The organism is uncultured Salinisphaera sp. (genome assembly GCF_964012375.1).
In the GTDB taxonomy this organism is placed as follows: domain Bacteria; phylum Pseudomonadota; class Gammaproteobacteria; order Nevskiales; family Salinisphaeraceae; genus Salinisphaera.
The window spans coordinates 1-13408 of the sequence record NZ_CAXGSH010000022.1 but is presented as its reverse complement, the minus strand read 5'-3'; the positions used below and the strand labels follow the sequence as shown (position 1 = coordinate 13408).

General features: G+C 63.8%; 13 protein-coding genes. 4 read left to right on the top strand and 9 right to left on the bottom strand.

The features are described 5' to 3' along the window. Window positions 1–12: 12 nt before the first annotated feature. From ybeY to ABNU97_RS05775, 4 genes are all read right to left on the bottom strand, one after another. Complete coding sequence (gene ybeY, locus ABNU97_RS05790; protein ID WP_348765803.1) at window positions 13–480, bottom strand: rRNA maturation RNase YbeY; 468 nt, start codon at window positions 478–480, stop codon at window positions 13–15. 11 nt (window positions 481–491) lie between these two features. Further along, entirely contained in the window at window positions 492–1475 is a 984-nt protein-coding gene (locus tag ABNU97_RS05785) for a PhoH family protein (RefSeq protein WP_348765802.1), read from the bottom strand. A gap of 30 nt (window positions 1476–1505) precedes the next feature. Then, window positions 1506–2888, bottom strand: a complete 1383-nt coding sequence (gene miaB, locus ABNU97_RS05780) for a tRNA (N6-isopentenyl adenosine(37)-C2)-methylthiotransferase MiaB (protein ID WP_348765801.1) — start codon at window positions 2886–2888, stop codon at window positions 1506–1508. 109 nt (window positions 2889–2997) lie between these two features. Beyond that, window positions 2998–3744: a helix-turn-helix domain-containing protein gene (locus ABNU97_RS05775; protein ID WP_348765800.1), complete on the bottom strand. Its 747-nt coding sequence runs from the start codon at window positions 3742–3744 to the stop codon at window positions 2998–3000. Between the two features lie 238 nt (window positions 3745–3982). On the opposite strand from ABNU97_RS05775, the gene ABNU97_RS05770 reads away from it, so the two are divergent. The 3 genes from ABNU97_RS05770 (at window position 3983) to ABNU97_RS05760 (ending at window position 5930) form a co-directional block, all read left to right on the top strand. Continuing rightward, a complete protein-coding gene (locus tag ABNU97_RS05770) occupies window positions 3983–4663 on the top strand; it encodes an OmpW family outer membrane protein (RefSeq protein WP_348765799.1) in 681 nt (226 codons plus the stop codon). A gap of 289 nt (window positions 4664–4952) precedes the next feature. Next, window positions 4953–5435, top strand: a complete 483-nt coding sequence (locus ABNU97_RS05765) for a universal stress protein (RefSeq protein WP_348765798.1) — start codon at window positions 4953–4955, stop codon at window positions 5433–5435. Window positions 5436–5486: 51 nt separating this feature from the next. Continuing rightward, complete coding sequence (locus ABNU97_RS05760) at window positions 5487–5930, top strand: universal stress protein (RefSeq protein ID WP_348765797.1); 444 nt, start codon at window positions 5487–5489, stop codon at window positions 5928–5930. Between the two features lie 48 nt (window positions 5931–5978). Here the strand turns inward: ABNU97_RS05760 and ABNU97_RS05755 are convergent, their stop codons facing one another. The 4 genes from ABNU97_RS05755 to ABNU97_RS05740 all read right to left on the bottom strand — a co-directional run bounded on the left by ABNU97_RS05755 (window position 5979) and on the right by ABNU97_RS05740 (window position 9778). After that, window positions 5979–6572, bottom strand: coding sequence for a pyridoxal 5'-phosphate synthase (locus ABNU97_RS05755; protein WP_348765796.1), 594 nt, complete (start codon window positions 6570–6572; stop codon window positions 5979–5981). A gap of 131 nt (window positions 6573–6703) precedes the next feature. After that, complete coding sequence (locus tag ABNU97_RS05750; protein ID WP_348765795.1) at window positions 6704–7432, bottom strand: Crp/Fnr family transcriptional regulator; 729 nt, start codon at window positions 7430–7432, stop codon at window positions 6704–6706. A gap of 399 nt (window positions 7433–7831) precedes the next feature. Beyond that, complete coding sequence (gene ssb / locus ABNU97_RS05745; protein ID WP_348765794.1) at window positions 7832–8377, bottom strand: single-stranded DNA-binding protein; 546 nt, start codon at window positions 8375–8377, stop codon at window positions 7832–7834. A gap of 18 nt (window positions 8378–8395) precedes the next feature. Further along, on the bottom strand, window positions 8396–9778 hold the full coding sequence (locus ABNU97_RS05740) for an MFS transporter (protein WP_348765793.1): 1383 nt from the start codon (window positions 9776–9778) through the stop codon (window positions 8396–8398). A gap of 285 nt (window positions 9779–10063) precedes the next feature. Here ABNU97_RS05740 and uvrA point away from each other — a divergent pair, with 285 nt between their 5' ends. After that, window positions 10064–13033 (top strand): excinuclease ABC subunit UvrA, encoded by a 2970-nt coding sequence (uvrA, locus tag ABNU97_RS05735; RefSeq protein ID WP_348765792.1) that lies wholly within the window; start codon window positions 10064–10066, stop codon window positions 13031–13033. 19 nt (window positions 13034–13052) lie between these two features. On the opposite strand, the gene ABNU97_RS05730 is transcribed toward uvrA, so the two are convergent. Further along, window positions 13053–13408, bottom strand: a 356-nt coding sequence (locus ABNU97_RS05730; RefSeq protein WP_348765791.1) for a laccase domain-containing protein, incomplete at its 5' end; no start/stop codon positions are given.

Below are 13408 nucleotides of genomic sequence, written 5' to 3'. Positions count from 1 at the left end.
TGCGGTATTCGTTCAGACGCCGAGCACGCGGTAAGGATCGTCGTGGCCGAGCTCGGCCATCACGTCGCGCTCGATCGCCTCCATGGTTTCGGCTTCATCGTCGCCGATATGGTCATAGCCGAGCAAGTGCAAGACCCCGTGTACCACCATATGCGACAGATGTGCGACGTCGCTCTTGCCCTGCTCTTTCGCTTCACGCGCGATGACCGGCATGCAGATCACCAGATCGCCGAGCACGGTCAGGCCCGGCAATTCGGCGCCGGCAGGGAATGACAACACGTTGGTGGCATACGGCTTGTCGCGATAGTCGCCGTTGAGCTGCGCCGATTCGGCCTCGTCTACAAGACGAACGGCCAGTTCATAAGCCACGTCTTCGCGGCAAGATGCCCCACGCAGCGCAGCCGCTGCCGCGCGTTCGAGCATGTCGGTATCGGGCGCGTGGATGCCCGGCGCGCAGTCCAGCGCGAGTTCGATATCCATGCGGTTGCCGCTTAGCTGTGCTCGCCCGCTTCGCTTTCGCGATCGTAGGCCTGGACGATGCGCTGGACCAGCGGGTGGCGCACCACGTCGCGCGCCGAGAACTTGGTCACGCTGATGCCCTCGATATCCTGCAGCAGACGCACCGCATGCCGCAGGCCCGATTTCTTGGCCACCGGCAGATCCACCTGGGTCATGTCGCCCGTGACCACGGCAGTCGAGCCAAAGCCTATACGGGTCAGAAACATCTTCATCTGCTCGATGGTGGTGTTCTGCGCTTCGTCCAGAATGATGAACGCTTCGTTGAGGGTGCGCCCGCGCATATAGGCCAGCGGCGCGATCTCGATGACGTTGCGCTCGATCAGACGCCCCACCCGATCGAAACCTAGCATTTCATAGAGCGCGTCGTAGAGCGGGCGCAGATAGGGATCGATCTTCTGGGCCAGATCGCCGGGCAGAAAACCCAGCCGTTCCCCGGCTTCCACCGCCGGACGCACCAGCAACAGACGGCGCACGCGCTCGGACTCCAGCGCATCGACGGCCGCGGCCACGGCCAGATAGGTCTTGCCGGTACCGGCCGGGCCGATGCCGAAGTTCAGGTCGTTGTCGGCGAGATTGGCCAGATAGCGGCGCTGACTCGGCCCGCGCCCGCGTACCAGCCCCAGGCGGGTCTTGATGACCACGTCGCGGGGTTCGGACGCCCCGCCCTGGGCCTCGCCGCGCAGCTCGCGCTCGGCCGTGCGGGCCACGATATGCACCCGATCCGGGCCAATTTCGCCGGCCGCGGTGGCGCTATAAAGCTCGTTGAGGGCGTCGATGGCCGCCGTCGCGGCGCCTTCGCTGCCCTCTACCTGAAACAGATGGCCACGATTGTGCACCTGCACGTCCAGCGTTCGCTCGATCAGGCGCAGATGCTGGTCTTGCGGGCCACACAGAAAAGCCAGCCGGGTGGTATCCGGCGGGTCCAGTTCCAGGGTCTTGCGGATGGATTCGTTCAAGATGCTTTGTCGGGTTGGCAACGTGGCCGATCAGCCGGCCGCGGCCGCGAGATCGGGCATGGGCGCATGATCCTCGCGGGTCACGACGCGACCCCGCAGCGAGTTGTCGAGCGCTTCGGTGATTTCGACTTCCAGGAAATGCCCGGCCATGCGCGGGTGGCCGTCGAAGTTCACCCAGCGGTTGGAGTCGGTACGTCCGGCCATCTGGCCGCCGCCGCGCTTGGACTCGCGTTCGACCAGCACACGCTGGGTGGTACCGATCATGTCCTGCATGTACTGGCGGTTGAACTCGGCTATCCGTGCCTGCAGACGCGCCAGGCGCGCCTTCTTGACCTCGCGCGGGGTGTCGTCGGTCATGTCCGCGGCCGGTGTGCCGGGGCGCTTGCTGTAGACGAAGGAAAACGCCGCGTCGAAGCGCATGTCTTCGACCAGCTGCATGGTGGCCTCGAACTCGGCCTCGCCCTCGCCGGGATGACCGACGATGATATCGGTCGACAGGCTGATATCCGGGCGCACCGCGCGCAGCTTGGCGATGCGCTCGCGAAAATGATCGGCCGTGTAGCCGCGTTTCATGTCGGCCAGCACCGTATCCGAACCCGACTGGACGGGCAGATGCAGGTAGTTGGCGAGCTTGGGCACGCGCGCATAGGCTTCGATGAGCGCATCCGAGAATTCCAGCGGGTGGCTGGTGGTATAGCGAATACGCTCGATGCCGTCGATCTCGGCCACGAATTCCACCAGCATGGCCAGATCGCAGATCGAGCCGTCTTCCATCGGCCCACGATAGCCGTTGACGTTCTGGCCCAACAGCGTGATTTCCTTCACGCCCTGCTCGGCCAGTTCCGCGACCTCCAGAATCACGTCGTCGAAGGGACGCGAGATTTCTTCACCGCGCGTGTAGGGCACGACACAGAAGCTGCAGTATTTCGAACAGCCTTCCATGATCGACACGAACGCCGTGGCGCCCTCGGCCTTGGCCGGCGGCATGTGGTCGAACTTGTCGATTTCCGGGAAGGCGATATCGACGATGCCGGCGCCGTTGTCCTGGACCGCGTCCAGCATCTCCGGCAGCCGGTGTAGCGTCTGCGGGCCGAACACCATGTCCACGAACGGCGCGCGCTCGCGAATTGCATGGCCTTCCTGGGAGGCCACGCAGCCGCCGACGCCGATTACGATATCGGGACGCTCGGCCTTGAGTTCGCGCCAGCGCCCGAGCTGCGAAAACACCTTCTCCGCGGCCTTTTCGCGGATGGAACAGGTGTTGAGCAGGATGATGTCGGCTTCTTCCGGCGTGTTGACGCGCTCGGCGTTGCGCTGCTTGCGCAGCACCTCGACCATCTTGGCCGAGTCGTATTCGTTCATCTGGCAGCCCCAGGTCTGAACGAAGACCTTGGGTTGAGTCGCGCTGGTCATGACCCGTCCGGCCCGTTTTCGGGCGAGTTCAAGCAAGCGCCGTAGTGTAAACGATCGTGCAAGGCGCTTGCCCACGCGCGAGCGGGTATATCCGCCCGACATGCGACAGTCACGATTGATCCGCTACCCAGGCGCCGCGGCTCGAGCGCTCGCGCAGGGCGTCGCGATCGAGAATTTCCACCCGATGCTGCGACACCTTGATGATCTGTGCACGTTGCAGCCGCGTGAGTACGCGGCTGACCGTTTCCAGGCGCATGGAAAGGAAGTTGGCCAGATCGGCACGCTTCATGTTCAAAGGCACGGTGGTGGCCGGCATACCGCGAAGCGCGCGCCGCCGGCTCAGCCCCAGCAGCAGGCTGCTGATACGGCCTTCGCTGTCCTTGCGGCCCAGGGTCAGCATCATGCGTCCGTCTTCGGAGAGCACCTGGCTCATCAGCCGCGTCAGACGCTGGCGCAGGCTCGGCAGCTCGTCGACAAGCGCATCGAGCTGGTCGACCGGGATACGACAGAAATGGCTGGTTTCCAGGGCCACCGCGCTGCAGTGGTGGTGCTGATCGGCAAAACCGTCGAAGCCGAGGATGTCGCCCGGATAGTAGAAACCCAGGATCTGTTCGAAGCCTTCCTCGTCGATGCGCACAGTCTTGGCGGAGCCGTCGCGTACGGCATAGATATGGGTCAGGCCGTCGCCCTGGGCGAACAGCTCGGTGTCGGCCACCACCGGCGCGCCCGAATCGACCAGCCGCTCGAGCTTTTCGAGGTCATGCGTATCGAGATGGTCGGGCAAACACAGATAGCGCAACGAGCAATGACTGCACGTTTCGCTCAACTGCTGCATTTGCTGGGAGAGTGGCGGCATGGGGGTTGCTCTGGGGTTCAAAATAAAAAACGCGCGTATAACCTTGCAATCCTAGCCGAATACCGCGCGATTTTCAGGCTTCTTTAGTCGCGCGCGAGCGCATTGCGGCGCACCTATTAGCACACAATCCAATTACGAGCCGACGTCGGCGCCTTTATTGACCTAAATCAACACGGCCGCAGCGCAACCCCGCCAACCTGTTCTCCAGACGCTTAAACCATAGAACAGGAGCCCTGCCATGACGTCTTTCCCGCGTGCCGCAATCGCCCCCGCGGCCCTTGCCCTGACCTCGGTATTCATCGCGGGCGTGGCCCATGCCGAAGCCGGCGATTGGATCGTGCGCGGCGGCGTAACCTACGTCGCCCCCAACGATGACACCTCGAGCCGTAACGGCGAACTTGCGCCCGCGCTTCAGGGCACGGACGTGGCCGTGAGCTCCGAGCCGCAATTCGGACTGACCATCGCCTATCTGCTCAGCGACAATCTGGCGGTCGAACTGCTGGGCGCCTCGCCGTTCGAGCACGACCTCACTCTCAGCGGCGGCGCGCTCGACGGCGCCCCGCTGGGCGATATCAAGCACCTGCCGCCCACTCTGAGCCTGCAGTACCGCTTCAACAACGAGTCGGCATTCACGCCCTATGTTGGCCTGGGGCTGAACTACACGTTCTTCTTTTCGGAAGACGTCTCGGACGAGGCACGGGCGCTGGGCATCGAGAAGATCGAGCTGGACGACTCCTTCGGACCGGCCGCACAGGTGGGCGTGGACTACGCGCTCAACGACCGCTGGCTGATCAACGCCGACGTGCGCTATCTGCAGATCGACACCACGGCCGAGGTGCGTACCGCGACCGGCAGCACCCATGTCGACGTGGACGTCGACCCGTGGGTCTATACGCTCGCGCTGGGCTATCGCTTCTAGCCGTTACGACACCGCCGCAGCCAGCGCTGCTGGCTGCGGCGGGGCCGACCTCGTGCTCGCCCCACCGTTGTTCGCCATGGCGGCCCATCAGGCGTTGCTGCACCCCGCATCGACGCGCAACCGAACCACTGGCGCTTGGCGCAGATTGCTGAACTTCAGGACTGCAACCGATCCGCCATCCATCAGCCCGCGAATTTCATGTTGCGCCACTCATCGGCCTTTGATCTAGATCAAGCCCTGCATCCGGCGACGACGTAATACTGCAAGTACACAAAAAAAGGAGATCGATATGTCACAGACCATCCTTGTACCGCTGGACCTGAATCAGGACGCGGTTTTCGACAGCGTGTTCGAAAACGTCAAACGAGTGGCCGGCAACACCGGCGCGACGGTCATCCTGCTGAGCGTTATACCGCAGATCGATGCCGGCGACTTCCCTTATGTCGGCACCGACTACGTCAGAAAACTGGGTGAGACCGCGCATGCGCAGCTCGAGCGCGTGGGCCGGCAATACCTCGGCGAAGACAGCAACTGGCAGGTCGACGTGCGCGTGGGCCCCGTGGCCCGCACGATCGTGCGTCGTGCCGACCACTTCGGCGTCGATCTCATCGTCATGGCTTCCCACAACCCGAAGTTCTGGGACGTGCTGCTGGGCAGCATCGCCAGCCAGGTGGTCAAGCATTCGCAGCACTCGGTTCTGGTGGTACGCCAGAAACGCGAACCCCATGCCGCCGACATCCACGACGAAAGCCGCGACCCGCTGGCGGACTGATCGCATTCCAGTCCGGCCGGAGCACCACCGACCCTTTGCGCGAGTGCCGATATGAAGAACTGCATCCTCGTACCGATCGATCTCGCACACGAGGCGAATTTCGATTTGATCTTTTCGGCTACGACGACGCTGGCCCGTCGGCACCACGCCAAGCTTCATTTGCTTAGCGTGGTGCCGACGGAAATTTCGGTATGGCCCTATGTGCCGCACAACTTCGTGGGCGAAGCGCAGAAGCTGACCGAATCGCAGCTCGAGGAGCTGGCTCGACTCGAGTACGCCGACGACATCCACTGGACCAGCGAAGCGGTGATCGGGCCCATCGCCCAGACCATCGTCAAACGTGCGCAGGATCTCGGTGCCGGGCTGATCGCCATCGCCTCGCACGATCCGAAGGTGCGCGACCTGGTACTCGGCGGCACCGCAGACCGGGTGGTGCGACGCACCCGCGCCAGCGTGCTGGTGCTACACCACAGCGATTGCTGGGACTGGAGCTGAACGACCAGCTTGTCACGAAAACGCCCGGCTTGGCCGGGCGTTGTCTATTCAGGGCTCTTGCACGCTGGACTGCCAGCCGCCCTCCGGCGCACGCTCGAACAGCCAGCGCGGATGCTGGCGGTGCCATCCTGCCGCCCAGAACTCCAGGCGGGTAGCAAGCAACCGGTAGCCGACCCAGTTCTGCGGACGGGGCACCTGCTCGAAGTCGTAGCTATGGCGTTCCTGCTCGCGCCGCTGCCGAAAGGCCTCGGGATCGCCGAACACGGCCTGCTGTTGCGAACTGCGGGCGGTGAGCTGGCTGTCGCGCGAGCGCTGTGCCCAAAGCCGGTCCGCGTCGCCTGCCTCGAGCGCCTCGACCACGCCTTCCACGGTGATTTGCTGCTGTAGACCGTGCCAGAAAAAGCAAAGCGCAACGTAGGGATGCCACTGCAGCTGCTGGCCCTTGCCGGTATGGGCGTTGACGAAGAACACCAGCGAATCGGCGTCGATCTGAACGTTGATCGTGCGCACGCTCGGCCGGGCAAATGCCGGGTCCACCGTTGCCAGGGTCGCGGTTTGCGGATCGGGCTCGCCACGTACACCGGCCGCGGCGATCCAGTCGATCAGCCCCCGGACCGGATCTGCGCTATCGGGCGGATTCATTGGCCATACCTCGCATGAATAAACAAGATGACCGGCTGGCGCCCCTCGTGGTTAGACGATGCGCGCAGCCGGGCCGTTGAATGCGGCAACGGCGGGACGCGATCGACCCGACGCTGCTCGAATAAAGACGCTCACGAAGCCACGCTCGCTGATTTGGCGCGCAGGGCATGGCGCAGAACTCTCGGGTTGGGCACCTCGATCATGCGACCCCCGCACAGCACGATCGTGCCGTTCTCGGCGAGTTGACGCAGCGTGCGCGAAAACGTTTCCGCGCGAATCGCCAAACGCCCTGCGATCGCGCTCTTCGAGGTGGGCAGACACAGCTGTACCGGCCCGGTTGCCCGCTCGGGGATCAGCTCCAGCAGGTAGTTGACCACGCGATAGCGGCTGTCCTTGAGCGTGAGGGACTCGACCTCGTCGAGCAGGCGTTCGATACGGGCGGTAAGCTTGTGCATCACCGCCATGCAGGTGGTAGAGCAATGCTGGATTTCGTCGAGATAATCGGCGCGATTGATCGCCACCACACGGCTGTTCTCCAGCGCCTGCGCGCTGACCGGGTAACGCGCGGGGTCCATGAACAGTATGCCCTCGCCAAAGCTCTCGCCGGCGCCGACCAGGCCCATGATCTTTTCGTCGCCGTCGATGGATAGCCGATAGAGCTTGACCCGGCCCTCGAGCACGACGAAGAAGCTTTCGGCCATATCGCCGCGATGAAACAGCGTCTGGCCGGCGGCAAAAACATGGGTACTGGCACTGTTCAACAGGCGCGCCCGGCGCACCTCCGACATGCCTTCGAGAAAATACTGGGGCGCGAGGGCCGTGCGTATCTCGCGTGCGGCAACGCTATCGTTAACAGCCATCGCCACGACCCGCCGTCAGCCGTGTCACGCTTCGCGCGACCCGGATAAGGGCCCCCGTGCGGCCATGTACCGATACGAAAACTGGATTCATCACGCGATGATCGCGTGCGCCCGGCCCCCATACATTGATCTGGGTCAAGGCGACGCCCGCGAGGCCTTTTAGGGCGGGCTGCCCTGCCTCGCACCGGGTCTTGTTAACCCGGCACGGAAACAGATGATTTATCGGGTGGGCAACGCGCGTGCATGCAGGCACGCGCGCCACGGCCGACGGTCGAAAAGCCGTTGCAAAGAAACAACGGGCAGGTGCCCGCGTTTGTTTCGACGCCGTTGAAAACTGCTGCGGCCGTCAGCGGGTCGGGCAGCGGATGGATATCAGACGATCTGCCCGATCAGGACAAGCTAGAACGGGATATCGTCGTCCAGATCGTCGTCGAAGCCGGGATCGCCGCCGGCGGGCTCGCGCTGCGGCGGCTGATAGGACTGCTGACCGCCTCGGCCGCCGCCCTGACCACCCTGGCCACCGCCGTAGCCGCCGCCCTGCTGGGGCGGGCGCTGCTGCTGGCCGCCACCGCCGCCGAACGGTGCACTGCCGCCGCCGCTGCCGCCCTTGGTATCGAGCATCTGCATTTCGTTGCCAACGATCTCGGTGGTGTAGACGTCCTGGCCGTCCTTGTTCTGGTACTTGCGGGTCTGGATGCGCCCCTCGACATAGATCTTGGAGCCCTTGCGCAGATATTCACCGGCCACTTCGGCCAGGCGCGCAAAAAACACCACGCGATGCCATTCGGTGCGTTCCTGCATTTCGCCGCTGGACTTGTCGCGCCAGGTGTCGGACGTGGCGAGATTGACGTTGGTCACCGCGGTGCCGCCGGCGGTATAGCGGGTTTCCGGGTCGGCGCCGAGATTGCCGATCAGGATCGCCTTGTTGATGCCCCTACTTGCCATTGCAACACTCCATCGATGTTAGGTCGGCTGGCTCGCACTGGTTTGTGCGGAGCGCCGTGAAAATGCGTCGAGATCGACATCGTCTGCCTGCGCGCTGTCGACTTTTATATAGGCCACGCCTTCGTCGAGCGCAACCGTCGCTTCGACCACGCCCGCCTGCGCGAGCAGCTCGGCCTCCAGCGCCCGTGCCTCGGCCGCGTTCGCGACCTCAACGCTGATCATGCGCGTACGCGTAAAGCGTGGCGGCTTCATGGTGACCGCCACCACGAACCATAGCAGCGCCACGATCGCCGAAAAAATGAAGACCCCGGCCGGCCCGTCCAGACCGTAGGCCCAGCCGCCGATGGTGCCACCCACGAAGATGCCGAAGAACTGCGAACTCGAATAAACGCCCATGGCCGTGCCCTTGGCATCGGCCGGCGCGGCCTTGGAGATCAGCGACGGCAGACTCGCCTCCATGGTATTGAAGGCAGCGAAGAACAGCGTCAGCACCACCACCAGTTCGACCAGGCTGTTGTGCCAGGCCAGCAGCGCGAGCTGGCTAAGACCCAGGGTCACGACCGCGCCCACAAAGACGGACTTCATCTTCCGCTTGGCCTCGGCGAGGATGATCATTGGCACCATGATCATGACCGATACCGCCAATACGGGCAGATAGACCATCCACAGCTCGTTTTCGGCCACGCCCACCACGTCGCGCAGCAGTACCGGCACGGCAATGAAACTCGCGGTCAGCATGGCGTGCAAGGCGAAAATGCCGAAATCCAGGCGTAACAACTGCGGGTCGGTCAGCACGCGCTTGAACATCGCTGGCACAGCGCCCGTATCGCGGTGCGACTGCAGCGCGGCCGGCTGCGGCGTAACGGCATAGAGCACGCCGATACCGGCCAGCGCCATGACCGCTGTCGTCCAGAAGATGCCGGAGACGCCGATTACGGCGTTAAGCAAGGGCCCGAGCACCAATGCCAGGGCGAACGACAGGCCGATGGTCATGCCGATGACCGCCATCGTCTTGGTGCGCTGTTCTTCGCGGGTGAGGTCCGCGCCAAGGGCAAGAATCACGGATCCGACCGCGCCTGCGCCCTGCAGAATACGCCCGGCGATCACGCCATAAATACTGTCCGACAGTGCCGCTACAACGCTGCCCAACGCAAAGATCAGCAGGCCGATACAGATCATGCGCTTGCGCCCGAAGCGATCGGAAAGCATGCCGAAGGGAATTTGCAGCAGGGCCTGCGTCAACCCGTATGCGCCCAATGCCAGGCCCACCGTGAACGGTGTGGAACCATCCAGATGCTTGGCATAGAACGTGAACACCGGGTAGATCATGAACAGCCCGAGCATGCGCAGGGAGAAAATGCCTGCCAGCGAGAAGGCCGCCCGGGTTTCGAATCTGGTCATGAGCAACTCTTGCCAGGTATGGGTGCGATACCGGCGGCAGCACGACGCATGCGGTGCCTGTCACCCGTCACGCACCGCTGAGGCACGTAATCGAGCGGCATTCGCGGGCCGTGCCGACAAGCCACACGACGCGAACGCACGGCTGCCGGGGCCGTCGATTGGCGGGGCCAATCAGGCCGCGAATTCTACCACAGCGGCCTGTACCCGCCGGGGCTAACGTTGTTTGGGGCGTACTTGCGGCGCTGCGTATACTTGTGGGCTATTCCTCCCCATCGCGCCCGCTTCATGGACAGTATCCGCATTCGCGGTGCCCGTACGCACAATCTTCAGAACGTCGACCTCGATCTGCCGCGTAACCAGCTGATCGTGATTACCGGGCTGTCCGGCTCGGGTAAGTCGAGCCTCGCCTTCGATACGGTCTATGCCGAAGGCCAGCGTCGCTATGTCGAATCGCTGTCGGCCTATGCGCGCCAGTTCCTGTCGATGATGGAAAAGCCGGACCTGGATTCCATCGAGGGTCTGTCGCCGGCGATTTCCATCGAACAGAAATCGACCTCGCACAACCCGCGTTCGACCGTGGGCACGGTCACCGAGATCCACGATTATCTGCGCCTGTTGTTCGCCCGCGCGGGCACGCCCTATTGCCCCGATCACGACGAACCGCTGACCGCACAGAGCGTGTCGCAGATGGTCGATCAGACGCTGGAAAAGGAAGCGGAATCGGCCTGGATGCTGCTCGCGCCGGTGATTCGTTCGCGCAAGGGCGAGCACCGCGACGTATTCGAGCAGATGCGTGGCCAGGGTTTCGTGCGCATGCGCGTGGACGGCGAGATCGTCGAAATCGACGAGGTGCCGGAACTCAACCCGAAGGTGAAGCACGATATCGAAGTGGTGGTCGACCGCTTCAAGATCCGCGACGGCATCCAGCAGCGTCTGGCCGAATCCTTCGAAACCGCGCTGCGCCTGTCCGAAGGCATTGCCTGGATCCTGCCCTGGCGTGGCGACGGCGAGCCGGAGGTATTTTCCTCCCAGTTCGCCTGCCCGGTCTGCGGCTATTCCATCAACGACATGGAACCGCGACTGTTCTCCTTCAACTCGCCGCACGGCGCCTGCAGCGCCTGCGACGGCCTGGGTTCGCTGGCGGTGTTCGATGTCGACCGCGTGATCACCGACGATTCGCTGAGCCTGGCCGGCGGCGCGGTGCGCGGCTGGGATCGGCGCAACCCCTATTTCTTCGGCCTGATTCAATCGCTGGCCGAGAAATACGGCTTCGACGTGGATACGCCCTGGCGCGACCTGCCGGAGAAAGCCCGCAAGATCATCCTGCACGGCTCCGGCCGAGAGCAGATCGAGTTCCGTTACGTGAATGCCCGCGGGCGTACGCGCGTGCGCAAACATGCCTTCGAAGGCGTGCTCGACAACATGCAGCGCCGCTATGCCGAAACCGATTCCATGGCGGTGCGCGAAGAATTGGCCAAGTATCTGTCGGACAAGGCCTGCCCCAGCTGTGGCGGCGCACGCCTGAACCAGGCCGCCCGGCACGTACGCGTTGCCGACCGCACCCTGCCCGAAATCAATGCGGCCAGTATTGCCGGCGCCTATGAGATCGCCGAATCGCTGGATATTCCGGGCCATCGCGCCGAGATCGCCGAACCGATTCTCAAGGAGATCAAGGCCCGGGTGAAGTTCCTGCTCGATGTGGGCCTGAATTATCTGACCCTGTCACGCAGCGCAGAAACGCTGTCCGGCGGTGAAGCCCAGCGTATTCGTCTGGCCAGCCAGATCGGTGCCGGGCTCGTGGGCGTGATGTATGTCCTCGACGAGCCGTCGATCGGCCTGCATCAGCGCGACAACCGGCGCCTGCTCAACACCCTCGAACGCCTGCGCGATCTGGGCAATACCGTGATCGTGGTCGAGCACGACGAAGACGCCATCCGCGAAGCCGAATACGTGGTCGATATGGGCCTGGGCGCGGGCGACCACGGCGGTCATGTCATCGCCCAGGGCAGCGCCGAACAGATCGCGGCCAACGAGCAATCGCTCACCGGGCAATATCTGTCCGGCCGGCTGACGATCCCGATTCCGGACAAGCGCATCGCCTTCGACAAAGAACGCGTGATCAAGATCAACGGCGCACGCGGCAACAACCTCAAGAACGTCTCGGTCGAGCTGTCCATGGGCCAGCTCACCTGTATTACCGGCGTGTCCGGATCGGGCAAGTCGACGCTGATCAACGAAACCCTGTTTCCGGCGGCCGCGCGCCAGGTCAACCGAGCGGTGGCACGGGCCGCGCCCATGACCTCGATCGAGGGCCTGGAGCATCTCGACAAGGTCATCGATATCAGCCAGGCGCCGATCGGGCGTACGCCGCGCTCCAATCCGGCCACCTATACCGGCCTGTTCGGCACCATTCGCGAGCTGTTCGCGAATACGCCGGAAGCCCGTGCCCGTGGCTACCAGCCAGGGCGTTTTTCGTTCAACGTCAAGGGCGGGCGCTGCGAAGCCTGTCAGGGCGATGGCGTGATCAAGGTGGAAATGCACTTTCTGCCGGACATCTATGTCACCTGCGATACCTGCAAGGGCGCGCGCTACAACCGCGAAACCCTGCAGGTGCACTACAAGGGCAAGACCATTTCCGACGTGCTGGAAATGCGGGTGGAAGCCGCGCTGGAGTTCTTCGCCCCGGTGCCGAGCCTGAAACGCAAGCTGGAAACGCTCATGGACGTGGGCCTGAGCTATGTGAAGCTCGGCCAGAACGCGACCACGCTATCCGGCGGCGAGGCACAGCGCATCAAGCTCGCCCGCGAGCTGTCCAAGCGCGATACCGGGCGTACGCTCTATCTGCTGGACGAACCCACCACCGGCCTGCATTTTCACGACATCAACCAGCTGCTGAAGGTGTTGTTGCGCCTGCGCGATGCCGGCAACGCGGTGATCGTGATCGAGCACAACCTGGACGTGATCAAGTCCGCGGACTGGCTGGTCGATCTGGGGCCGGAAGGCGGCGAAGGCGGCGGCGAGATCATCGCCACCGGCACGCCCGAAGACGTGGCCACAATCGAGGCTTCGCATACCGGGCGCTTTCTCAAACCCATGCTCGGCGATACGGCGCCCGGCACCGGTCACAACACCAGCGGCGACAAGCGCGATCTTGCCCTGCCGCCCAAGAAAGAAAAGCCGGAAAAGAAAAAGGCCGCGGCCAAGTCGTCCAAGACCCAGCCCGGCACGCGGGCACGCAAGAAGACGTCGAGCTGAACCCGAGCCGCGTACGGGCTCACTTGCCCGTGCGGGTGCTCCAGATCAGGCTCGCCATGCGGCCGGTTTTCGGCTCGCGCCGATAGGAATAGAAGCGCTGTGCATCGTCGATGGTGCACAGCCCGCCGCCATAAACGGCGTGCACGCCAGCGCGCTCGAGGCGCGCCCGGGCGAGTGCATAGATATCGGCCAGAAACTTGCCGGGCGTGTCGCGAGCAACGAACGCGGATGCATCGGCCGGCGCGCGCTCGCAGAACGCAGCCCGCACGTCCTCGCCCACCTCGAAGTTATGGGCACCGATCGACGGCCCCAGCCAGGCCATGACATCGGCAGGCCTTGCCGGTAACGCGTCGATCGTGGCTTCGAGCACGCCGG

What these genes read in the sequence shown, in the direction of transcription:
- ybeY (WP_348765803.1), bottom strand. Translation starts at nt 480, where the DNA reads ATGGATATCGAACTCGCGCTGGACTGCGCGCCGGGCATCCACGCGCCC.
- miaB (WP_348765801.1), bottom strand. Translation starts at nt 2,888, where the DNA reads ATGACCAGCGCGACTCAACCCAAGGTCTTCGTTCAGACCTGGGGCTGC.
- ABNU97_RS05775 (WP_348765800.1), bottom strand. Translation starts at nt 3,744, where the DNA reads ATGCCGCCACTCTCCCAGCAAATGCAGCAGTTGAGCGAAACGTGCAGT.
- ABNU97_RS05770 (WP_348765799.1), top strand. Translation starts at nt 3,983, where the DNA reads ATGACGTCTTTCCCGCGTGCCGCAATCGCCCCCGCGGCCCTTGCCCTG.
- ABNU97_RS05765 (WP_348765798.1), top strand. Translation starts at nt 4,953, where the DNA reads ATGTCACAGACCATCCTTGTACCGCTGGACCTGAATCAGGACGCGGTT.
- ABNU97_RS05760 (WP_348765797.1), top strand. Translation starts at nt 5,487, where the DNA reads ATGAAGAACTGCATCCTCGTACCGATCGATCTCGCACACGAGGCGAAT.
- ABNU97_RS05755 (WP_348765796.1), bottom strand. Translation starts at nt 6,572, where the DNA reads ATGAATCCGCCCGATAGCGCAGATCCGGTCCGGGGGCTGATCGACTGG.
- ABNU97_RS05750 (WP_348765795.1), bottom strand. Translation starts at nt 7,432, where the DNA reads ATGGCTGTTAACGATAGCGTTGCCGCACGCGAGATACGCACGGCCCTC.
- ssb (WP_348765794.1), bottom strand. Translation starts at nt 8,377, where the DNA reads ATGGCAAGTAGGGGCATCAACAAGGCGATCCTGATCGGCAATCTCGGC.
- ABNU97_RS05740 (WP_348765793.1), bottom strand. Translation starts at nt 9,778, where the DNA reads ATGACCAGATTCGAAACCCGGGCGGCCTTCTCGCTGGCAGGCATTTTC.
- uvrA (WP_348765792.1), top strand. Translation starts at nt 10,064, where the DNA reads ATGGACAGTATCCGCATTCGCGGTGCCCGTACGCACAATCTTCAGAAC.